This window comes from Humibacter soli (assembly GCF_054779035.1).
Map to the genome: position 1 here is coordinate 42641 of NZ_BAAGYX010000003.1, position 21743 is coordinate 64383.

The window sequence follows — 21743 nt, forward strand, 5'->3', positions numbered from 1 at the left end:
CTAGCTCGCGCCGCCGAGACGCTCGACCTGCCAGCCGTGCACGCCGGTCATCTCCTGGCCGTACGGGGCGGACGGACCAAGTCTCGAGTCGTCTGTTGCGCCACCATCGCTCAGAGTGCCCACGTAGGCGCGGTCCTTCTCGATCCGTGCGCGCAGCTGGTCGGCGTCACCGACGGACCCATGGCCTGGGATGACCACGTCGAGGTCATCCGCCACACCCTCGAAGAGCCGCAGAGCCGCCAGGTAGTCGTCGATCGGGTCAGGGGAGTTCGGGTTGAGCATGGGGATCAGGATGTCCGAGAGCATGTCACCGGCGACGAGCACCCGGCTCTGCTCGACCAGCAGTGCGGCGTGACCCGGCGCGTGGGCCCGATGCTCGATGATGCGGATGTGCGGCCCGTCCCAGGGGATCTCTTCGGCCCCGTCGGGAAGACCGTCGATGAGACCGAACCCGTCGAGAGGCACGTGCTCGACCAGGTCCTGCGGCATCATCCCGGTGACCGCGGCCTCCCAGCCCGGCGTCGATATCCGTGCCTGGATCATCGCCGCGCCCGCGGCGGTGCCGTATCGCCGCGCCGAGCCGAGCTCGGGATGCCAGAGCAGGTGATCCCAGTGCGGATGCGTCGAGAAGCCCATCACGACCCGCCGCCCCGACTCGGCCAGGTCTTCGGCGAGACACGCGAGCTCGTCATCCCGAAGGCCGGCGTCGATCACCAGCACGCCGTCCGTCCCTTCAACGACCACCGCGTTGCTCTGCATGAACTCGCTCTGGTGCACGAGCACACCCTCCGCGACGTGGCTCAGCATGGCGTCCCCTCCCGCTTCGTCGCTCGAACCGCGCACGGCGTGGTGCTGGGCCGTCGCGCATCCCGCGTTTCCACGCTAACCGTTTGCCTGCGACATGGGCAGGGGTTGTCAGAGCATCGTCACCGCGACGACCACGAGCACGAAGGCCGCGATGATGATCGCCACGCGCAGGTAGTGGAGGCGATCCCAGCGCTGCTGCTGTTCGCGCCAGTCATCCGGGTGCTCGTCGGCCGACCACGTCTTCGAGCGGTTGTTGATCGGCACGAGAACCGCGATGGACAGGACGACGCTGAGCGCCAGCAGGATGGCCGCGACGAGCGCTGCTGAAGCGGTCGGCGTTCCCCACGCCACGACCGCGAGCGCCACGACCAGGATGAGCGAGCCGAAGTACCAGAACGGCATCACCCTGCCCATCATGCGGCCGCCGTAGGCACGTGCCTCGAGGGATGGACCGAAGGCCAAGCTGCCCAGGATCGGGTTGAGCACGAACGCGACGGCGAACTCCACGCCGACCATGACTCCGACGACGGTTGCCGCGACGACGGCGAGAAGCGCTTCCATGATGACCTCGGATCTAGCGTTGCTAGTATTTCTAGCAGTGCTAATGTAGAACTCGAATCCCGGAAGCACAAGGGCCGCGTCAGACACAGCGCGCCAGAGGTACGAGGAGTGGCGATGACCGAGTCGAACGCGCGCCGCCAACGCAGCGAAGAACGGAGACGGCGCATCCTCGACGAAGCGCGAGCCTGTGCCGATGAGGATGGCTGGGCAGCCGTCACCACTCGACGCCTCGCCGACGCCATCGGCTACACCCAGCCGGTGCTCTACGGCCACTTCCCTGGAGGCAAGGCGGAGATCATCCGGGCCGTCGCGTTCGAGGGATTCACCGAGCTCACCGAGTTGTGCCGCTCCGCCACCGGCGGCACGAGGGGCCGGCAGGCGATCGAGGCGGTCGCCGACGCCTACCTCGACTTCGCGTCAGCGCATCCCGCTGTCTACGAGGCGATGTTCCGGCAGCCGATCGACGCTCGGTTCGCGGAGGAGGGTAACGAGCCGGAACTCCGCGCCGGTTTCGAGGCCCTGGCGAGCGCGATCGGCGACGAGCACGGCGGCACGCGCACCGAGGTCTTCTGGGGAAGCCTGCACGGCATCAGCGAGCTCGAACGCGCAGGCCGCATGCGTGGTGAACATCGAGCGAACAGGATCGCCGAGCTCGGCATCCTGTTCGGCGTGACCGCGGACGCCGCGGTGAACTGACCAGGGGTCAGGCCCGGACGGCGGGCGCCAGGACCGGCGCGTCTGGCGTAGAGACCGATGCCGCGTGCCCAGGGGTGGCATCCAGGTGCTTCGTCAGCGCCACGACGGCCTCGCGCCCGGCCCGATTCGCCCCGACCGTGGACTGGGACGGCCCGTACCCGATCAGGTGCACTCGCGGCTCGGCAGCGACTTGGGTGCGCTGCATCACGATGCCACCCGACTCCTTGCGCAGGAGCAGCGGATCCAGGTGCCTAAGGTCGGCCTTGAATCCGGTCGCCCAGAGGATGCTGTCCACCGGAGTGAAGGTCCCGTCGGCTTCGCGCACCCCGTGCGGCTCGATCGCCGTGAACATCGGCCGGCGAACGAGAGCGCCGCGGTCGCGTGCCGCGATGGCATACGGCGTCCAGCCGAGACCGGTGTAGGACACGACGGACCCGGTCGGGCGCCCGGCTTCGACATCCGCGACGACCTTCGCGATCGTCGCCCTTCCCGTGGTCTCCGGCTCGAACGTGCCCTCGATGAACACCGGCTCGCGCCGCGTGTACCAGAACACGGTGGCGACGCGGGAGATCTCCTCGAGCTGCTGGATGGCCGAGATTCCACCGCCGACGACCGCGACCCGCTGCCCGGCGAACTCGTCGGGCGACCGATAGTCCCTGGTGTGCAGCTGGCGGCCGAGGAAGGTCTCCCGGCCCGGATAGTGCGGTTGCACCGGGTTGTTCCACGTGCCGGTGGCGTTGATGATCGCGCGGGCACGCCAGGGTCCGCCATCCGTCTCGATCACGAGATCGCCGTCCGGGTCGTCGTCGGCACGCCGCACCGCCTCGACTGTTGCCGGCCGCAAGACCGGCAGCTGATGCTCGTGCTCGAACCCGGCGAAGTACCGGGGCACGGCGACGCTGCTCTTCTCGGTGTCGTCCAGCTCCGGTTGTGGATGACCGGGCAGACCGAAAATGCCGTTGAGAGTGGCCACGCGCAACGACGGCCAGCGATGCTGCCACGCGCCACCGGGCGCCGGATTGGCGTCGAGCACGACAAAGGTCCGTTCGCCGTTCGGGTCGTCGAGCGCGCTCGTGTACCCGTGTCGCAGCAGGTGGTACGCCGCCGACAGTCCGGCCTGGCCGGCACCGATGACCACGACGGTCGCCCTGCGCTCTCCCTCACCCACACGTGTCTGAACCCATGAGGGATGACGGTTCTTCCCTGCAGACGTAACGTGATGCCATGGCCTCCGCAAGTGACTCACGTCGCGAGAAGTCTCCAGAGTCGTACGCGGTCTTCGACCCGATCGTCGCCGAGTACACGACGCTCGACGACGTGGCGCTCGGCCGCATGTTCGGCTCGGAGGGCCTGAGCGTGCGCGGCAAGGTCTTCGCCTTCGTGGGCTTCTCCGGGAGCCTGTTCGCGAAGCTCCCCGAGGAGCGCGTCGGCGAGCTGATCGCTGCCGGTGATGCCGAGCCGGCCGTGATGCGGGACCGCCCGATGCGCGAGTGGGTCACCGCCCGCGCCGACCGTCCGGAGACGTGGCCGGCCATCGTCGCGGAGGCCTACGAGTTCGTCGACGCGATCACCCCGAAGTGACGAGGCTTGGCTCCGTCCGCAACGCATAACCATATGGGTATACGATGGCCGGCATGGCACGCGCAGCGACGACCACCGACGTCTTCAACGCCATCGCGGAGCCGCAGCGCCGGGAGATCCTGATGCTGCTTCGCGCCGGCGAGCGGCCCGTCACCGAGGTGGCCAACGCACTGGGACTGTCGCAGCCTGGGGCATCCAAGCATCTGAAAGTCCTGCGGGAAGTCGGGCTGGTGCAGGACCGCAAGGCGGGCAAGCAACGCCTTTATGGCCTTGACGCCCGCGGACTGCGACCGGTTCACGAGTGGACCGGCGGGTTCGAGCGGTTCTGGAACGAGAGCTTCGACCGGCTCGACGCGTACGTGCAAGACCTCCAGCAGACGAAGCAGAAGGGATAGCGCATGAGCGAGACGGCCCAGAACGCCCCGGCACGGGCGACGGATGACCGCGAGATCGTGATCACCCGCGTCATCCACGCGCCGAGGGAGCTCGTCTTCGAGGCGTTCACCGACGTGCGGCACCTGTCGCAGTGGTGGGGGCCTGAGGGGTTCACCACGACGACGCGGTCGTTCGGGTTCGGCGTCGGCGAGGACTGGGCCTTCGAGATGCGCGGGCCCGACGGCACGGACTATCCCGAATGGATCTCGTGGACCGAGATCATCCCGACCGAGAAGATCTCGATGCTGCACGGCGAGTATCGGGGCGATCCGAACGCCTTCGAATCGGTCCTCACCTTCACGCCCGACGATGCCGGGACGCGGGTTCAGATGCGCACCGTGTTCTCGACCAAAGAGCTGCGCGACGAGGCGGCCGAGAAGTACCACGCGATCGAGGCCGGCAACCAGACCCTGGGCAAGCTGGCCGCCTACGTCACCGAAACCCTTGTCGCCGAGTCCGGCGGCCCTGAAATCCTGAGGAAGGGAGCCGAGAACTGATGACCGGCAAAGTGTTCTTCAGCGTGTCGATGTCGCTGGACGGGTTCATGGCGCCCGCATCGCCCGAGGAGCTGATGGGGCAGCAGTGGATGGAGCTGCAGCACTGGGTCTTCCCGACGCGCTTCATGCGGGAGAGTCTCAAGCTCGGCGCCGGCGGCGACGAGGGGCTCGACAACGACGTCGCGCGCCAGACCTTCGAGCGCACCGGCGCCAGCGTGATGGGCAAGCACATGTTCGACGCCGGCGAGCACGCCTGGCCGGAGGACGCACCCTTCCACACGCCGGTGTTCGTCGTCACGCACGAGAAGCGCGACCCCTGGGAACGCGCCGGCGGCACGACCTTCTTCTTCGTGAACGACGGTATCGAGTCCGCGCTCGCCCAAGCGCGCGATGCTGCGGATGACCGAGACGTACGGATCGCGGGCGGTGGCACCACCATCGTGGAGTATGTGAACGCCGGCCTGGTCGACGAATTCTCGATCGCGCTCTCGCCGGTGCTGTTCGGTGCAGGAGTGCGCCTCTTCGAGGGCATCGACGCGTCCAAGGTCAAGCTGGATCAGCTCAGCTCGGAGGCATCCCCGCGGGCGACGCACCTCACCTACGCCGTGCGCCAACGCTAGCCGAACGCGTCGGTCGACCCGTCGTGACCGGTAACCTGACACGATTCAATTTCGTGTCGACCGCTACGCCCATGTCAGCACAACCGATAGATTCGTCCAGGGATCTGGACAGGGGGCTGACCATGGAACACGCCGAGGCTGAGGGGCCTGGGCGATTCCTACGCCCGATGCTGTGGGGGCTGGGAATCAGCGGGGGACTTGTCGTGCTCGGGCTCGCGCTCGGAGCGCTGTCGGCTTCGGCCGATGAACCCGGAACGCCACCGACCTCGAGCACCGGTTCGAGCGGCTCGCACTCCACGTTGCTCGGCTCAGTGGGATCCGTGCTGGGTGCGGCCACCACGCCGGTCGGCGGCACCGTCAGCGGCGTCGCGTCCACGGTCTCGCACGTCGCCGCACCCGTCGTGCAGGCGCTTCCTGCTCCCGTGAAGCAGGTCGTGCAGCCGGTGACGAGCGCGGTCGCCTCTGCGACCTCCTCCATCTCGCTCACGCAGTCTCTCGCCCCGGTGGAGAGCGGTGTCGACGAGGTTGTCGGATCACTTCCCGTGGTCGGGCCGACGGTGAGTTCAACGCTCGGCTCTCTGTCGAGCGCCACCGCTCCTGTCACAGATCTCGTGGACGGGGTGGTCGGAGATGTGGGCTCCACCACCGGCACGGTGCTCGGACCACCGGCATCCGGTCCCGGCGGCGGTACAGCCCCTGGCGGGGCCAGCACGGGTTCCGGGGACGGCGCACCGGGGTCAGGACAGGGCACGACCGGCACTATCGGCTCCGGCAGTGGCGCGACATCCGCGACGGTCGGCGGCTCGTCGGCGCCCACGAAGCTCGGGCCGCACGCCGCGCCGAGTGTCGCGTCGGCGTTCCTGGCGATCAACGAGGGCAACACACCCCTCGCGTGGCAGCTCTCCGGGTCGTGGAACGCCGCACACCCGACATCCACTGGATTCGGCCACCACACCCGGGTCGTGCCCGCGGTGCACAGACAAGCCGACCCCGACAGCCCTCCGGCACGATCGGCCGCAGGCTTCGGCGGGGCCGGCGGTGGCTCATCAGCGAGCGGCGGCGCGTTCAGCGACGTCTCCGAGATCACCCTGTCCGGCCTCGCATCGAGGGCCTCCGGCTCACCCTGCGCCGACGACCGGCCTCTTCCGACTCCGACCTTCGAAACCGACTCCAGTCCCGACTGATCCGGACCGCGCTGCGGGAGTGCGTCATCCCTCGGCTTCCGGCGCCTTGCCGTCTCTCGTGATGCGAGAACGCGCGCCGGGAAGCAGCGATGACCACCGCCGCGCGGCTCGTCGCCAGCGCAGGCCAAACCCCGGACATCCCGGGTCGTGCCGGGAAAGCGTTTGCGGCAGCGTCGCGGCGGGACCGGGTCGAGTCGATGCTCGGCCGCCGACGAAGTTTGAGACGTTGTGTGGGATTTGGGGAGTTCGGGTGCATATGTCTGCACTGACCGAGGCGTTCGCCTCGCAAAACTGGGAGGCCGTCGATCGGCTTCTCGACAAGCATTTCTTTTTCTATCTGTTCACGGATGACGACCTTCTCGACCGGCTGTTCCAGGCGGCTCCAGAGGAGTGGTACGAACGCAATCCGCGGAACGTGATGCGGCGTGCGATCACCTCCGCTGCCAGGCGACCGGTCATGTTGATCGACGATGACGCGATCGAGCGGTTCTCGTCGTGGGTGAGCTCCCAGCGCGCCCCCGAGGCCCGGGACCTGCTGGTGCTTCGGCAGGCCCGCATCAGGGAGCTGCTCGCCGCTGGGCGTTACCGGGATGCATCCGCCGCCGCGGACGACGCATTGGATGTCATCCACACCGCTGTGGACATGAGACGTTTCTCCGACGTGCTGCCCGTCGTGTTCCTGCTGTGCGGAACGGCGAAGCTCCTCGCCGCAGACGTGCTGGGCGCCATCTCCGCCTTCACGGAGGGCGTCCGATGGGCGACGGTGCAGACCGAGCACCCTGCGGGGAGGTACGCGCGCGAACATCTGGCGCTGGCATACACGCTGGCCGAGCGGTATCGCCAGGCGGAGCGCCTACTCACGATGACGGTGCACGGGCTCGATCATCCGGGCCACGCCACCTTCCACTTTCAGCAGCCGGGCATTCTCGCGCGCGCTCTGATCGACGCGGCGACTGGCAGCGTGACGGCCGATGCCGTGCCGGACGAGTCCCCCGTGGTCGTGCCTGGGCATCACTGGTGGTGGGTTCCCGTGCATGCGCGGGCGATCGCGGCGCTCGTGAACGGAACACAGCGGTCCGCGATCAATGAGATCGGCCAGCTACTCATCTCGGAGCGCACGCGATCCGACCCCGAATCACTGCCCGGAGCGGTGCTGAGGGCGGATCTGGCCACCCTTCACCAGTCGCTCGGCGACCTCCAGCCTGCCCACCGCACGCTGAACCGTCCCGGGCTGAGTACTGCGTGGCCCGGAATCCCCTTGGCGCGCGCTCGACAGGAGTGGCTGCGGGGGCACGCCGAGAACGCCGTCGCCATGCTGCACGAAGAGGAGTCGGCCACCGGCATCCCCATCTCGCTGCAGGCTGGCCGCGCCGTGCTCTACGCCGAGGCCGAGCTCGCGATCTCAGGCACGGTCAGCGACCGCACGATCGAATCCACTGCTTGGGCGGTCAACGCGTCCAAAGCGCTCAGCACGCTGACCCTGGCATCCCCGGAGCTCAGGGACCAGCTCGGTCCGCTGCTGGATGACCCGATAGGCGACATCCCGATCCGATTCGGCGCACAACGACGACCCCGCCTGACTCGACGTGAACGGGAGATCCTCGAGGGTCTCGTCGCCGACGAGTCGATCGCCGATCTCGCGCACAGATTCCACGTGTCGCCGAACACGATCAAGACGCACCTCAGGGTGCTCTACCGAAAGCTCGGTGCGCACGGCCGTGAGGAGGCGGCCTGGATCGGACGACGGATGCTGTGACGCCGCGGGGTGGTCGGACCCCACGGCGTCACGTGATCAGCCGGCCTGGCCGGCTCCCCGTAGCACGCACAACGTCTTCGACCGTGCGGTGAACTTGTTCTGCGCGCTCCAGCTCTGCTTGTCGCCAGCCTTGACGGTGACGCGGGTCTGAGCGGTGCCGATGACGGTCGCCTTGTCCGTCGTGAAGAACACCGTGATGACCGTCGTGGCCGGGGACTTGCCCGCGTTGCTGACGGTCCCCGAGGCCTTCCAGCCGTCTTTGGTCGAGGCGCAACCAGCGAGCTTCACGTTGGCACGCGTCTTCACATCATTGGGGATGTTCGTGGGCAGCGCGGTCGCCTGGGTCACTCCGGCAGGCAGCCCGGGGACCGTCGCCGCCGCTGCCGTGTGTGTCTTGGCAGTGGTCGGCACGGCAGCCGTGCAGCCCGCGAGGGCGATCCCGGCGACCATCAGCGCGGCGGCGATGGCCGTGGTTCGAGAGGCGAGACGAGTCTGCATGTCAGGCGCTCCTCCGGCGTCGGCGGATGATGAGGATGACCGCGCCGGCCGCAACCAGCGCGAGAGCCAGCACACCGTAGCCCCAGGCGATCGTCGATCCCGTGTCGGCCAGTCCCGACGCCGTCGCCGTCGGTGAAGGCGTCGAGCTCGGTGACGTACCTGCCGGCAGCACCTCGGCGATGTTCACCGTCGACGGGTCGGAGACGATCGGGTCTCCATCAGGCGCCGCAGCGTCGACCGTTGCGGTGTTGGTCAGCGGGTCGCCGGTGAGGTCGGATGCGACCACCGTGTAGTCCGCGGTGCACACCTCCACCTGACCCGGAGTCAGCTCGGTCACGCCCGTCGGGCATGTCGGCGCTGAGAGCTTTCCGTGCCCGTTGAACGTGCCCTCCTCGACCGCAGGGTTCTCCAGCGTGATGTTGCCGGTGTTCGTCACGGTGAAGGAGAACGTGACGACCTGGCCGGCCTTGCTCAGCGAGGTGACGTTCGCCGTCTTCACCAGGGTCACCGCCGCCGCTGCAGGCTCGGTCACGGTCGCCGTCGACGGGTCGGACGTGACCGGTGTCTGCGAGCCGGCAGGCGTGCCCACCGCGGTGGCGGTGTTCGTGATCGACCCCGCGTCGACATCCGCCTGCGTCACCGTGTACACGATGGTGCAGGTCACCTGTGCGCCCGGCGCCAGCGAAGCCGCACCGGTCGGGCAGGTCGGCGAGTCGAGCGTGCCCGTACCCGTGAAGGTGTCCTCCTCGGAAGTGACATCCGCAACCGTCACGTTTCCGGTGTTGGTGATCAAGAAGTCGTACTCGACCTGCTGACCTGCCTCGCTGTCGGTCGTGGTGGCCTGAGCCGTCTTGACCAGGGTGAGCGCCGGCTGCGCCGTGACGGTGAAGGTCGCCTCAGACGGGTCGGAGGTCACCGTGGCGCCTGCGGTGTCGACGCCGGTGGCGGTCGCGGTGTTGGTCACCGATCCCGAATCCATGTCCTCTTGGGTCACGACGTAGGTCGCGGAGCACGACACATTGTCGCCGGGGGCAAGAGTGGTCGTCGGGCAGGAGATCGCCGACAGGGTTCCCGATCCCGAGAAGTCCGTGTCGGAGACCGCGAGCTGGTTCAGGGTGGCGTTGCCGGTGTTGGTCACCGCGAACGTGTAGGTCACCGTCTGTCCGGCTGCGTCGACCGCGGTCGGATCGACGGTCTTCGCGATCTCGAGACCCGGGGCCTGCGTCGCCGTCACGGTTGCGCTCGACGACGGCGAGGTCACCGGAGCACCACCCGGTGCGAGGGCCGTGGCGGACGCGGTGTTGGTCACGGATCCCGCATCGATGTCGGCCTGCGTCGCCCCATAGGTCGCCGTGCAGGTCGTGTCCTGGCCGGGCACCAGGGCCGAGTCAGGGCAGGAGATGTCAGACAGCGTTCCCGTGCCCGAGAAACTGCCTTCCACGATCCCGACACCGGTGACCGTCACATTGCCGGCGTTGGACACCAGGAACGAATAGGTCACCTGGTCTCCCGGCGCGCTCACGGTCGTCGGTGAAGCTGACTTGGTCAGTGTCAATGCCGGGGCCGCGATGGCGGGCGTCGACACCGTGGACGGCTGCGAGGAGACCGGCGTCGCGCCAGGTCCCGTTCCCGTCGCGGTGGCGGTGTTCGACACCGATCCACCATCGATGTCCGCCTGGCTCAGCGTGTAGGTGGCGGTGCAATCGACCTGAGCGTTCGGTGCGAGCGTCGTCGAGGGGCACGAGATGTCCGAGAGCGAGCCCGAGCCCGTGAAGATCCCCTCGGTGATGCCCACGTTCGTCACGGTGACATCACCGGTGTTGGTCACCAGGTAGTGATAGGTGAGCACCTGGCCAGCGAGGAAGGCGGCCGCGCCGGAAGGATCGGCCGACTTCACGAGGGAGAGCGCCGGTGCCTGCGTCACTGTCACTGTGGCCGTCGACGGCGCGGAGGCAACCGCAGCACCCCCGGCATCGGTGGCGGTCGCGTGCGCGGTGTTGGTGATCGATCCAGCATCCGCATCCGCCTGGGTCAACGAGTACGTGGCGGTGCAGGTCGTGTCGGCATTAGGCGCCAGGGTGGTCGTCGGGCACGTGATGGCGGACAGGCTGCCGGAGCCCGAGAAGCCGTCATCCGCAATCGCAAGCCCCGTGGCCGTCACGTTTCCGGTGTTGGTCACCAGGAACGAGTAGGTCACCTTGTCGCCCGCGTTGCTCACGGTCGTCGGGGTTGCCGACTTGAGCAGCGTCAGTGCGGGCGTCTGAGTCGCCGTCACCGTCGCGGTCGAAGGCGCGGAGACCAGCGGGCTTCCCGAGACCGGGGTCCCCGACGCCGTCGCGCTGTCGGAGATGCTCCCGTTGTCGAGGTCGGCCTGGGTCACGGTATAGGTCGCGGTGCAGTCCTCGGTCGCGCCGGGCGCGAGGCTCGGTGACGGGCAGGTGGGCCCGCTGGTGAGAGCGCCTGCTGGGGAGTTCTGCACGTCGTTGATGGAGACAGCGTTCAGTGCGACCGCCGTGTCGTTGTCGACCGTGAAGGTGAAGGTCACCGTCTGGCCGACGTGATCCACGGTGGTCGGCGACGCCGCCTTGACGACCGTGAGACCGGCCTGGGCGTGCAGCCCGGTGACGGATGACTCCGCCGCCGTCATCAGGGGCTGTCCTACACCCGGAGTGGCCGTGGTGCCCACCGTGTTCCACGCCGTCTTGCCTGCGATGTTCGCCGGGGTCGACACCGTGTAGGGGACCGAGAAGGTGTTGATCCCGGCACTATCCGGCACGAAGACCGTGCCGTTGTAGGAGAACTCCAGCGCGGTCACCGAGGACAGAGACGCCGGAGCAGTCGTGCTCCAGTCGTCGACGCATCCCGGGTTGCCGGCATTCGCCAACACCTCGGGCCGGCAGGGGTTGGCCGCCTGGGAATAGGACACCGTGACCCCGGCGGGCACTGGGCCCACACCGGTCAGGGCCACGCCGAACTGCGACCCGCGGGCATCCGTCTTCGTGGTGTCCGTGTCACCGACCGCGGGCAACAGGTCATACATGACGGGGTTCACCAGATTGGTCGAGCCGGTGTTGGTGAACGTCACGTTGTAGGTGGCCGTTCCGCCGTTCGGACTGACGTTGCCTATGCCTCCGGCTGTCACAGGCGTGGAGTCGAGATTGCCCTGCACTGACTTGTCGACTGAGAACGCCGGGTTGATCGGGCTGACGACGATGTTCTGCGACTCACCGCAGTAGTTGGTGCTGGTCGGCGCGTTGGTGGTCTCCAGGGCGGCGTTCGTCCCGTTGGACGGCACCGTCAGACCGCTCGGGCCGTAGCACGAGGTGATCGGTGCACCGTAGCCCACAGTGACGTCGTTCTGGTAGGTCCCGGCGCAGCCGGCCCCGAGATTCACCGTCAGGGTGCTGCCGCTGAAGACGTAGTCGCCGGCAGCGGTGATGGTGCCGGCGGGGATCACCCACTGTAGGAGCTGACGGCCCGTGCCGTTGTAGTTGGCAGTCACCGTCGCGCTGATGGTCGCAGTGGTGGCGACAGCTCCGCCAGCCGTGCTGGGGAATGCGCTGAACTCTTGGGGTGTGAACGTGAACGTCTGAGCAGTACCGGCGGTCACCGTCGTGTCTTGAGGAGCCAGGTATGAGAGATAGATCGCCTGCGAAGGAGCCTGCGCCACCTCGATGTAGTTCGACTGCGGCCCATTGCCGCCGAAGCCGCCGATACCCACGGCTTCCGTGCAGGTGGAGCCACCGTTGTAGCGCGGCCAGATGCCCGGCGCGACGACAGTGCCCGACGGCGAATTCGCTGCAACCACCAGCAGAGATGCGGAGGTCGGCTTCGCGGCCGCCAGCGGCGTGTCCGACCCGATGACGAGGTAAGGTGTCGCGGTCGCCGTGTTGGTGATCAGCGAAGACGTCGTCAGACCTGACGCCGCGTAGCCCTTCACGATGAACTGTTGCATCGTCGCGGTGTTCTGTCCCTCTTCAGGAAACTGTGGGAAGTCGATCTCCGACACGGCAGGTGACGTCGGCACAATCCAGCCGGTGCCTGTGGCGTACGAGACCGAGGCGGTGGTGCCGTCGGTGTGGATGACCGTGATCGAGTCCGCGGTGGTCGGTGCGAATCCGGCCGCCGTGATGACCGTCGGTATGAACGCCGGGGTGGCGCACAATGTGCCGGGAGCGTTGGACGAGTAGTTCGGATTCGTTGCTGTTCCCGGGGTTGCGTTGTTGGTCGTGCACGGCAGGGGGTCCTGTACCGCGAAGTCCGCTCCGGCCTGGGTGCCGTTGGTGAAGAGGTTGATCGAGTACTGGGCGTCGACACCGCTGCCATCCCAGTCGCCCGGATAGACGTAGGGGTAACGCCCCCCGTTGGGCGGATACGTGTACTGGCCCGAGTTCCCGAAGGAGTTGCTGGAGCTGCTCTTGGAGTCGAACGTCGTCGGGACCACGGCCACGACGTTCGTGTTCGCCGTTCCCTGGAGGTTCTGAGACGTACCGTCGAAGTAGGTGAACGACGCGGTCGCGGTGTTCGAGATCGTGTCGCCGATGTTGTCGAGTGCTCCGGCCGTCGACGCCGTTCCGGTGATGTCGATGTCCCGACCCGGTGCGCCAGAGCTGACGCCGTTGCAGATGTTTCCGTCCGGGTCTGAGTACGTCAGAGTATTGTTCGCCGCGTCATAGGTGACGGTGCCGGGGAACGTGCCGACGCTGTAGTTGCCGTTGTTGGCGTTGTAGATGGTCTGGTAGCTCTGGTACGTGAAGTTCGGGGGCAGGTGATCGACCACGGTGAACGACGACGTTCCGATCGCTCCGAATGTGGTGTGGGGCGGGGTGCAGTCGAAGTGAATGTCGTAGACGTACTGACCGCCCTGACCAACCTGGGCCGGCGCGGTCTTCTTGAACGTCACGTCCTCGGCCGCGGTCACCGTGACGGTCGTCGTGTTCCCCGCCGCTGACGTGAAGTTCGATCCGTTGATGGTCGGCGTGATCGGGAACGTCTGGTTGTCAGGCGTCGTGTAGTTCGTGGTCGTGTAGTTGAACGTGCACTGCTGGGTCCCCGTCGGCACCGTTCCAGCCGGCGTGCCGCCGGTATAGGTATAGGTCACTGTGCTGGCCGAGGTCGTCTTGGTCCAGCCGGGACACGACAACGCTCCGAACGCTGTCGCGTTGTTGACTGTCGCGCCCTTCAGGTCCGTGTACGACGTCACGGGGACGGTGAGTGTCGTGCCCGCGCACCCGCCGGTGACGCTGCACGACAGCGACAGTGTCAGGGTCGTCGCCGCTCCGGCCGCCACCGGCGTGCCGTCCGAGCTGATGCTGACACTGGCGGTTCCCGCTGCCGAGGCCGCCCCCATGGGGATGGACACCCCGAGGGTGACGAGCGCGACGCTCACCAGTGCGGCGAGGAGCGCTCTCGCTCCTCGCCGCCTGCCCCCGGATCGTCCCGACACAACAGTCCGTGTGATACCCCGAAACACGAGTCCCCCGATTCATGACTCCTGCGGACTCTTGCATCGAGACGAGCGCGATCCCCCACAGTTTCACGAAAAGCAAAGCGGCCCGGGACGCCCGGGCGGAAGCTCGACGAAGGGAAACCACCCCGAAGCTCACCCCGAGTCCCCCTCCCGGGGGTGGCTTGTGCGGCAAATTGCCCGATGAGAGCTGAGTTTCCGTCACTAATGGAGCAGGCGTCGCGGGCCGCGCGCAGGGGCAGCGGGCGCGGGAACCAGCTCTGCCGGCTTGGGCTGCTTCACCACATCGTGCGCAGGTGGCACGACCCGGCACCTGGCGCAGTAGCCTGCCTCATCGAGAACGTCGCCGCACTGGAAGTGGGTGAATTCCTGCCGGTACTGGGGGTCGACGTAGTTCTCGTTGCCGAAGTTGGCGAGGCACGAGACGATCGGCCAGAGCCTCTCGCCCTTGGGAGTGATCGCGTACTCGTCGTGGGCACCGGCGCCGGACACCCGGGCGACGATCCCTTCGTCGACGAGACGGTTGAGCCGCTGGGTGAGCACCGCCGGAGAGATGCCGAGGCGCTTGCGGATGTCGCTGTAGCGGCGAAGCCCTAAGAAGAGATAACTGACGATCAGAAGGGTCCACCGCTCGCCGACGACGTCGAGGGTCTGCGCGATGGCGCAGTCCTCCATCTCGTAGCTCGTCCCAAGTGCCATGCGTCTAGCTTACCGCATGGTTCTGTCATAGAACCACATTGTGCTACTGTCACCGATGTGACGAACACTTCTATGACCGATGCAACCGGCCTGCGGAAAGTCTCGCGATGGCCGTTCCTTCCGCGGGCGACCGCCTTCGTCGGCATCACGACCGCCATGATCATGGTCCTGGTCGCCGCCGGTTCACCCACCCCGCTTCTTCCCCTGTACGAGAAGGAATGGGGCTTTCCCGCCTGGATGCTGACGCTCGCCTTCGGCGTCTACGCGGTCGCACTCTTGCTCACGATCCTCGTGATCGGGTCGCTCTCCGATTACGTCGGTCGTCGTCCGCTGATGATCGGCTCACTCGGCCTGGAACTCGTTGCGATGCTGATGTTCCTGTTCTCGCCCTCGATCGGATGGCTGGTCGCGGCTCGAATCGTGCAGGGAGTGGCAACAGGAGCGGCATCCAGCTCGCTGAGCGCCGCGGTCGTCGAGCTGGCCCCCGAGAAGTACAAGAAGCTCGGCGCGATGATGACCGGACTGGCCCCTCTCGCCGGCCTCGCGATCGGTGCGCTCTTCGCCGGCATCCTTGCTCAGTCCGAAAGCGATGCGGCCTTCACGGTCTGGCTGGTCCTCGTGATCATCATGGCGCTCGGCACCGTGTTCACCCTATTCACGCCGGAGACCTCCTCCCGCAAGGCGGGCGCGTGGAAGTCGCTGAACCCTCGGATCTCACTGCCGCCCCAGGTTCGCGGTCTCTTCGCAACGACCGTGCCAGGCATCGTCGGCGCGTTCATGATGATGTCGCTCTTCCTCGGCTTGGTGCCGATTCTGCTGGCCGACGTGTTCGGCGTGGCGAGCCCGATCGTCGGTGCCCTCGCCGCATTCGTCACCTTCGCCGTCGGCGCCCTCGCGTCGGCGTTGACCACCCGGGTGAGGCCGCACCGGCTGCGCCTCGCCGGAGCGACTCTGGTCACGATCGGCGCTCTGCTGTTCATCGCGGCGGTCGCGGCTCACAGCCTTCCTCTCGTCTGGGCGACTGCCGTATTCGGCGGCGCAGGAATCGGCGCCCAGTTCTCCGGAACCACTCGCGGGCTCGTGCCCGAGGTGAAGCCCCACGAGCGGGCTGCCCTGTTCTCGGCGATCTACCTCGTCGCGTACCTCGCGTTGGGCATCCCCGCGATCGTCGCCGGCGTGTTCATCTCGGCCGTCGGCGCCACTGCGATGGCCACGTGGTTCGGGGTCATCCTCGCGGTGATCGCACTGCTCGCCGTGATCGTCACCGCCACGCATGCAGCTCGTGCGCGCAAGCCACTGGCCGCGTGACCCGAAAGCCGCGACACCCGCTCAACCGAGTCCCCGCGCAAAGGAGAAGAACATGACAGCACTCAAGGACGCCACAGTCCTCATCACAGGAGCCAACGGCGGGCTCGGAGGCAACCTCGTGGAGGCCGCACTCGTGCGCGGCGCCGCGAAGGTCTACGCTGCCGCGCGCGCCGAGAAGCCCTGGCCAGACGAACGCGTCATCCCGATCCACCTCGACCTCAGTGACCCGGCGTCGATCGACCGCGCGGTCGCCAACGCCGGCGACACCACGATCCTGGTGAACAACGCGGCGATCTTCCCCCGCGGCGACATCCTGAGCAGCGATTGGGATGAGCTCACGACGGTCATCCGCACCAACCTCACGGGCCCCGTCCATCTGACCCGCGGTCTCGCCGGAGCCCTTCGCGCCGCTCACGGATCGCTCGTCAACGTCAACTCGGTGCTCAGCTGGTACGCCGTCGGCCATGCGCACAGCGTCTCCAAGGCAGCGCTCTGGATGGCGACCAACGCACTCCGCCTGGAATTCGCTGCCGACGACGTGCACGTGCTCGGCGTGTACCCGGCCGCGATGGACACCCCCATGCAACCGGCGGCAGACCGCAGCGGAATGCTCGATCCCGCGCAGGTCGCCGCCGCGATCTACGACGCGGTCGATCGGAACGAAGACGAGCTGATCATCGGCGAGCTCGCCCTCAAGGTGCACTCGGCACTCAGCGCTCCCGTGACCGCGCTCTACCCCCAGCTCGCGGGACGCTCGTCGTGAGCACCGTCACGTCACTGCTCGAGCGCAACCGCGACTTCGCGACGCACTCCTACGACGCTCGACTCACGATGGGACCGCGGCTGAAGACCATCGTCATCAGTTGCTTCGATCCGCGCGTGGACCCGGCGCTCATCCTCGGCGCTGAACCGGGGGATGTCGGAGTGCTGCGCAATGTCGGTGGACGCGTCACGCCCCACACCGTTCGCGAACTGATCATCCTGCAACAGATCGGCCGGAGCGTCGGATCCGACCTCGGGCCGGGCTGGGATGTCATCGTGCTTCAGCACACCGACTGCGGCATCACCCGCGTGAAGGACCGTGCCGATCTGCTCAGCGGGTACTTCGAGGATGACCCCCAGCACCTCTCGTCGTTGGCGGTCCCGGATCCGCGCGCCGCGATCCGACGGGATGTTGCCCTGCTTCGTTCCGACGAACGACTTTCGGGTGCGACCGTCACGGGGCTGCTCTACGACGTCACGACCGGCCTCGTCGAGTCCGTGCGCGATTCATAATCAGAGGGGAGAGAGGTGTCGACATGAACACCAACGAACAGGCCGCGACCGCGACCACGACCCGCATCACGTTGCTCCAGGAGGTACGTGACGAGTTCCTCGCCAACTACCCGCGCGGCAGACGGATGATCGGCGTCGAGGGATTCCCGGGAGCTGGCGCCGACACCGTCGCCGACGAGCTCGCGGCATCCTTGGAGGAGGCCGGGGTCACCGTTGTCCGGGCATCCATGCGCGACTTCTTCAAACCCGAAGCAGAGCGGGGCCCAGGTGACCAGGCATATGACCAGGCCGCCTTCCGCCGCAGACTCATCGACCCGTGGCGGAAGCCGCAGGCGTCGGAGGCCACTGCCCCGGCCGACGCGGTCCTCGTGGTCGACGGCGCCTATCTGCTCGATTCACTCAAGGGCATCTGGCACTACGTTCTGTACGTCGACGCTGCGCAGGCCACCGCGGACGACGCGTACCTCGCCCGCGCGACACCCTTCCTCACAGCAGCAGCCGTGCTGGACGTGACCGACCCGGACGCACCGACACGCGTCCTCAGCGACTCCTGCTGAGCGCGACTAACGCGTCACGCGCGCGAGCTCGCGGTCGATCGCCCGCACTCTCTCGCCGGCGGCGACCACTTCGGCCGCATGAGGAAACGGCGCACCGATGCGAGCACCGGTCTCGTCGATGGTGGTCCGCGCCTCGGCGATCTCGCGCGTGAGAGCCGTGATGTTCCGCGGGATGGCTGTGGTCTTGTTCTCGAGCGCGCGCACAAGCCCGATGCCGGGCGCGCGGAAGTCGGGCACCCCGACGCGACTGCCCGACAGCGGCACGTTCTCGAGTGCGATGTTCACGACGGCTATCGTGCGGTTGTCGGGCCTTGTCACCCGCTCCAATGCTGCGATGAGCTGATGGCCGGCGATCGAGCCGAAGACGATGGGGCGGGCGCGTGTCGCGTTGATCCAGGCGAACTCGTGCTCCCGTGCCCACACCCCGATCGCGGTGGCGGCATCGGCGCGGTTGTCGAACTCGTGGATGCCAACCGTCATGTGGAAGTTGTCGCCCGACACGTCGCCCGTTGCGGCTTCGGCCGCATGCAATTGTGCAATCGACTGCTCGTCCCGGTCCACGGTCGCCTGAGCGGCGTCGCGGGTGTGAACCAAGGCCGCCTGCGCCCGTCCGTATGCAGTCTCCTGACGCTGCAGCTTCTGCCAGGCGGCGTCAGCGGTCGCTCGCTCGAGGATCAGAGGATTGCCGGATGCCAGTGCCGTGGCCTCTGCGGCGGAGAGTGCGGTGTCACCGATGTCGTCGACCTCGCGGGCATCCAGACGGCCATGCATGATCTGGTTGATGAAGGTCGCCTTGCGCCCGACGGTCTGCCACGAGTACGCGTCGAACGACCGCTCGACGACGTATCGGTAGATGGCGACCTCGTCGTTCTGGTTGCCCTGACGGATACCCCGTCCGTCGCGCTGCTCAAGATCCGCGGGCCGCCACGGACAGTCGACGTGGTGCATCGCAGTGAGCCGGTTCTGCACGTTCGTGCCGATGCCCATCTTGGGCGTCGAGCCGATGAGCACCGCGATGTGACCGGCCCGAGCCGCCGCGAAGATACGGGCTTTGTCGCCGTCGTTGTTCGCCTCGTGGATGAACCGCACCTGATCGGCCGCCATGCCGCCCGCGACGAGCTTCTTCTTGAGCTCGTTGTAGGCATCCCACCGTTCCTCGTTCGGGGTGCCGAGGTCGGAGAACACGAGCTGCAGTCCGCCGCGGATCGGGGACTCCAGACCGGTCGCGTCGTCGAGGTAGTCGTTCTGGCTCGTCGCCGACCACTGCTGCAGGATCTGCTCGGCCACGGCGTCGAGCTTCACTACCCCTCCCGGCTCCTGCGACTGATTGACCAGACGCAGGTCGAGGGCGGCTTTGCGGCCATCCGTCGAGATGAGGAGCATGTTGTCCTCGCTCGCCGGAACGAGCTGGCTGGCCACAGCCTTGGCCCGCGCGGCGATGCTTCTGATGTATCGCTCGAGCGGCGGCGTCGGCTCGATGACGATGGTCTCGACATCCCGTTCGCCATCCGACGCCCGCGGCGCGATCTGCGGGACGGGCAGCTGCAGATCGTGGCCCGTCTTCACGTCGCCGAAGACGCGCCACATGCGCAGCATCTCCGGCACGTTCTGAAAGCGCACGAAGCGGGTCTTCAGCCGGAAACCGCCCGCTGGCCCCATCTCCAGCTCGGTCACATGCGAGCCGAACGTCGCCGCCCATCCGTCGAAGCTCGTGATGCCGGCGGCCTCGAGCAGGTCGGGTCGCAGATAACGCTGCATCACGTGCGCCTCGGTGATCGAGTTCGCGATGGGCGTCGCGGTCGCCACCGTCGTCACCCGGTCGCCGTGTTCCTCGCGCAGGTATTCGAGTTTCAGCAGGAGATCGGATGCCTGCTGCGAGCCGTCGATCACGGCATCCTGGATGTTCGAGACGGTCGCGAGGTTCTTATACGTGTGCACCTCGTCGACGATCAGGTAGTCGACGCCCAGATCCTCGAAGGAGATGCCGGATTTCCGCGGCACCGTCAAGGACTTCTCGTAACGCGACTTCGCCGCCCGCACCCGTTTCTCGATGCGCCCGACGCCGAGCGCGCCTGCGGCTTTCGCCGCGTCGAAGGCGGCGCGAAGCCGGGTGAACTCGCGCTCCAGGGAGCGGGACTGGAAGTCGGGCGAGACGCTGATCTTCTTGAACGCGGTCTGCGTCATGATGATCGCGTCCCAGTCCTCGGCAGCGGCGCGCGCGACAAACTCGTGAAGCTTCTCGCCCGCGACGTCATCGGTAGCGGCCGTGAGGATCTGCGCCTGCGGGTATGCCTGCAGCCATTCCCTGGTGAACTGCTCGAGCATGTGGTTCGGCACGACTACGGCGGGCTTCGTGATGAGGTGCATGCGCCGCAGCTCCATCGCTCCCGCCGCCATCACGAGGGTCTTGCCCGCTCCGACCTCGTGAAAGAGGCCGACCGCCGGCTCGGCGATCATCCGCGCGATCGCTGCACGCTGGTGCGGCCGCAGCGTGTACGTCGTGGTCAGGCCGGGCAACGTCAGGTAGCCGCCCGCGTGAGTGTAGTCGCGCAGTCGGATCGCGTTGAACCGACGGTTGTAGACCTGGGCGAGTTCGGCCGCGCGCGCCGGGTCCTCCCATACCCAGTCGGCGAAGCGCTCCTGCATGGCATCCGCCTTCTCCTGCGCGGCGCTGGTCTCGATCGCGTTGAGCACGACCCGGGCGCGGCCTTCGCCCTCCTCGACCTCGTCCCTGACCTCAATACGGCGCTGCTCCATGAGTGCGGCGGCGATGTCGATCGCTGGACGGCGGCCGGTGCCCCACTCGTGCGTGGCACGAAGACTCGCGCGGTTGCCGTGCACATCCCACATACCGGGAAGCGGGTTTTCCACGCGCACGCTCTGGTCGCTGAGCAACTCCGCAAGGAACTGGCGATGGATGTCCGGGCTGATCCACACCGCGCCCAGGCGCGCTTCGATGTCTTCGATGCCGATCGGGTCGGGTAGCACGGCGCGCAACGCCTCGACGTTCACGAGGTAGCGCTCGTCCAAGACGGACGCCTCGGTCGCGGCTTCGAGCTTGCCGCGGACATCGCCGGAGAGGTATTCGGGTGCGTGAACGAGACGACCGGTTCCGGGTTCGTCGTATACGAGCGTGCCGAGTCGGGCTCGGGCATCCGTCTCATCGACTCCGAGCTCGTGAGCGATGAACTGGAGGTCGATGCCGCCGCTGCGGTCGAGAGATCTGTCGATGGCCTCTCCGGGGGATGTCGCATGGTCGTCGGCACCACGCGGCTCGACGACGCGCCGCAGGAGCAGAGCGGACGGCGAGCTGGTGTGCTCTTCCTCGTCGAAGTGCTCGAGCGCGCGCACCATCGCACTGTGGGGATCCTGCTTGAAGGTGACAAGAACGCGCGGAGTGATCCGGGTCGACCGCTGCTGGCCGGAAGTCACCTCACCGGTCTCGTCGTCGACGATCGTCTCCTGGCGGCCCGAGATCCGCAACGTGAAGCGGTTGATGGGTCCGAACTCGCTGACGTACGACTCGTAGTCGGCTTTGAGCTCGGCGCGCTGAGCGTCGAGGAGATCCACTTGGTTCGGGCTCGTGGAATCCGGCGCGGCCTCGGCATCGAGAAGTGCACTGGCACCGTCGCGCAGGCCGACGAGGGCGCGCAGTTCGGCGCGCTGCCCCTGGGGAACGGGAAGCTCGTGGAGGCTACCAGCCTTGGCGATCTGGAAGGTGCCGTCCGCCATGACGACGATCGTGCCGTCCCACAGTGTTTCCGGAGCGGTGGCGGGGACTGCGTCGGTCTCGAGTCTCACG

Annotated in this window: 18 protein-coding genes; 11 read left to right on the forward strand and 7 right to left on the reverse strand. The window is 67.3% G+C overall.

What is annotated here, in order from left to right:
• Both ACYVDN_RS17195 and ACYVDN_RS17200 read right to left on the reverse strand, forming a co-directional pair.
• Window positions 1–807: an MBL fold metallo-hydrolase gene (locus tag ACYVDN_RS17195; RefSeq protein WP_460573637.1), complete on the reverse strand. Its 807-nt coding sequence runs from the start codon at window positions 805–807 to the stop codon at window positions 1–3.
• Between the two features lie 108 nt (window positions 808–915).
• Entirely contained in the window at window positions 916–1368 is a 453-nt protein-coding gene (locus ACYVDN_RS17200) for an anthrone oxygenase family protein (protein ID WP_460573640.1), read from the reverse strand.
• 114 nt (window positions 1369–1482) lie between these two features.
• Here ACYVDN_RS17200 and ACYVDN_RS17205 point away from each other — a divergent pair, with 114 nt between their 5' ends.
• Window positions 1483–2064, forward strand: coding sequence for a TetR/AcrR family transcriptional regulator (locus ACYVDN_RS17205; protein WP_460573642.1), 582 nt, complete (start codon window positions 1483–1485; stop codon window positions 2062–2064).
• Between the two features lie 7 nt (window positions 2065–2071).
• On the opposite strand, the gene ACYVDN_RS17210 is transcribed toward ACYVDN_RS17205, so the two are convergent.
• Entirely contained in the window at window positions 2072–3232 is a 1161-nt protein-coding gene (locus tag ACYVDN_RS17210; RefSeq protein WP_460573644.1) for an NAD(P)-binding domain-containing protein, read from the reverse strand.
• Window positions 3233–3288: 56 nt separating this feature from the next.
• Between ACYVDN_RS17210 and ACYVDN_RS17215 the strand changes: the two genes are divergently transcribed.
• The 6 genes from ACYVDN_RS17215 to ACYVDN_RS17240 all read left to right on the forward strand — a co-directional run bounded on the left by ACYVDN_RS17215 (window position 3289) and on the right by ACYVDN_RS17240 (window position 8137).
• On the forward strand, window positions 3289–3645 hold the full coding sequence (locus ACYVDN_RS17215; RefSeq protein ID WP_460573646.1) for a hypothetical protein: 357 nt from the start codon (window positions 3289–3291) through the stop codon (window positions 3643–3645).
• Between the two features lie 53 nt (window positions 3646–3698).
• Window positions 3699–4040 carry an ArsR/SmtB family transcription factor gene (locus ACYVDN_RS17220; protein WP_460573648.1) on the forward strand — a complete coding sequence of 114 codons (342 nt, stop codon included), beginning with the start codon at window positions 3699–3701 and terminating at the stop codon, window positions 4038–4040.
• A gap of 3 nt (window positions 4041–4043) precedes the next feature.
• Entirely contained in the window at window positions 4044–4577 is a 534-nt protein-coding gene (locus tag ACYVDN_RS17225) for an SRPBCC family protein (RefSeq protein WP_460573650.1), read from the forward strand.
• Window positions 4577–5197: a dihydrofolate reductase family protein gene (locus ACYVDN_RS17230; RefSeq protein WP_460573652.1), complete on the forward strand. Its 621-nt coding sequence runs from the start codon at window positions 4577–4579 to the stop codon at window positions 5195–5197. Before ACYVDN_RS17225 ends, ACYVDN_RS17230 begins: the two co-directional genes overlap by 1 nt.
• Window positions 5198–5319: 122 nt before the next feature.
• The gene (locus ACYVDN_RS17235) at window positions 5320–6381 is read left to right on the forward strand and encodes a collagen-like triple helix repeat-containing protein (protein WP_460573654.1); all 1062 of its coding nucleotides are present in this window, start codon (window positions 5320–5322) and stop codon (window positions 6379–6381) included.
• 256 nt (window positions 6382–6637) lie between these two features.
• Window positions 6638–8137, forward strand: coding sequence for a helix-turn-helix transcriptional regulator (locus tag ACYVDN_RS17240; protein ID WP_460573656.1), 1500 nt, complete (start codon window positions 6638–6640; stop codon window positions 8135–8137).
• A gap of 36 nt (window positions 8138–8173) precedes the next feature.
• Here the strand turns inward: ACYVDN_RS17240 and ACYVDN_RS17245 are convergent, their stop codons facing one another.
• The 3 genes from ACYVDN_RS17245 to ACYVDN_RS17255 form a co-directional block, all read right to left on the reverse strand.
• Window positions 8174–8635 carry a hypothetical protein gene (locus tag ACYVDN_RS17245; RefSeq protein WP_460573658.1) on the reverse strand — a complete coding sequence of 154 codons (462 nt, stop codon included), beginning with the start codon at window positions 8633–8635 and terminating at the stop codon, window positions 8174–8176.
• Between the two features lies 1 nt (window position 8636).
• The gene (locus ACYVDN_RS17250) at window positions 8637–14024 is read right to left on the reverse strand and encodes a beta strand repeat-containing protein (protein WP_460573660.1); all 5388 of its coding nucleotides are present in this window, start codon (window positions 14022–14024) and stop codon (window positions 8637–8639) included.
• 282 nt (window positions 14025–14306) lie between these two features.
• On the reverse strand, window positions 14307–14801 hold the full coding sequence (locus ACYVDN_RS17255) for a winged helix-turn-helix transcriptional regulator (RefSeq protein ID WP_460573661.1): 495 nt from the start codon (window positions 14799–14801) through the stop codon (window positions 14307–14309).
• A 72-nt stretch (window positions 14802–14873) separates the two neighbouring features.
• On the opposite strand from ACYVDN_RS17255, the gene ACYVDN_RS17260 reads away from it, so the two are divergent.
• From ACYVDN_RS17260 to ACYVDN_RS17275, 4 genes are read left to right on the forward strand one after another with little or no spacing between them, the layout of a single operon-like run.
• On the forward strand, window positions 14874–16109 hold the full coding sequence (locus ACYVDN_RS17260) for an MFS transporter (RefSeq protein ID WP_460573663.1): 1236 nt from the start codon (window positions 14874–14876) through the stop codon (window positions 16107–16109).
• A gap of 52 nt (window positions 16110–16161) precedes the next feature.
• Complete coding sequence (locus ACYVDN_RS17265; protein ID WP_460573665.1) at window positions 16162–16872, forward strand: Rossmann-fold NAD(P)-binding domain-containing protein; 711 nt, start codon at window positions 16162–16164, stop codon at window positions 16870–16872.
• Window positions 16869–17384 (forward strand): carbonic anhydrase, encoded by a 516-nt coding sequence (locus tag ACYVDN_RS17270; protein ID WP_460573667.1) that lies wholly within the window; start codon window positions 16869–16871, stop codon window positions 17382–17384. Before ACYVDN_RS17265 ends, ACYVDN_RS17270 begins: the two co-directional genes overlap by 4 nt.
• Window positions 17385–17407: 23 nt before the next feature.
• Window positions 17408–17941, forward strand: coding sequence for a nucleoside/nucleotide kinase family protein (locus ACYVDN_RS17275; RefSeq protein WP_460573669.1), 534 nt, complete (start codon window positions 17408–17410; stop codon window positions 17939–17941).
• Between the two features lie 6 nt (window positions 17942–17947).
• On the opposite strand, the gene ACYVDN_RS17280 is transcribed toward ACYVDN_RS17275, so the two are convergent.
• A complete protein-coding gene (locus ACYVDN_RS17280; protein ID WP_460573671.1) occupies window positions 17948–21742 on the reverse strand; it encodes a DEAD/DEAH box helicase family protein in 3795 nt (1264 codons plus the stop codon).
• Window position 21743 lies beyond the last annotated feature (1 nt).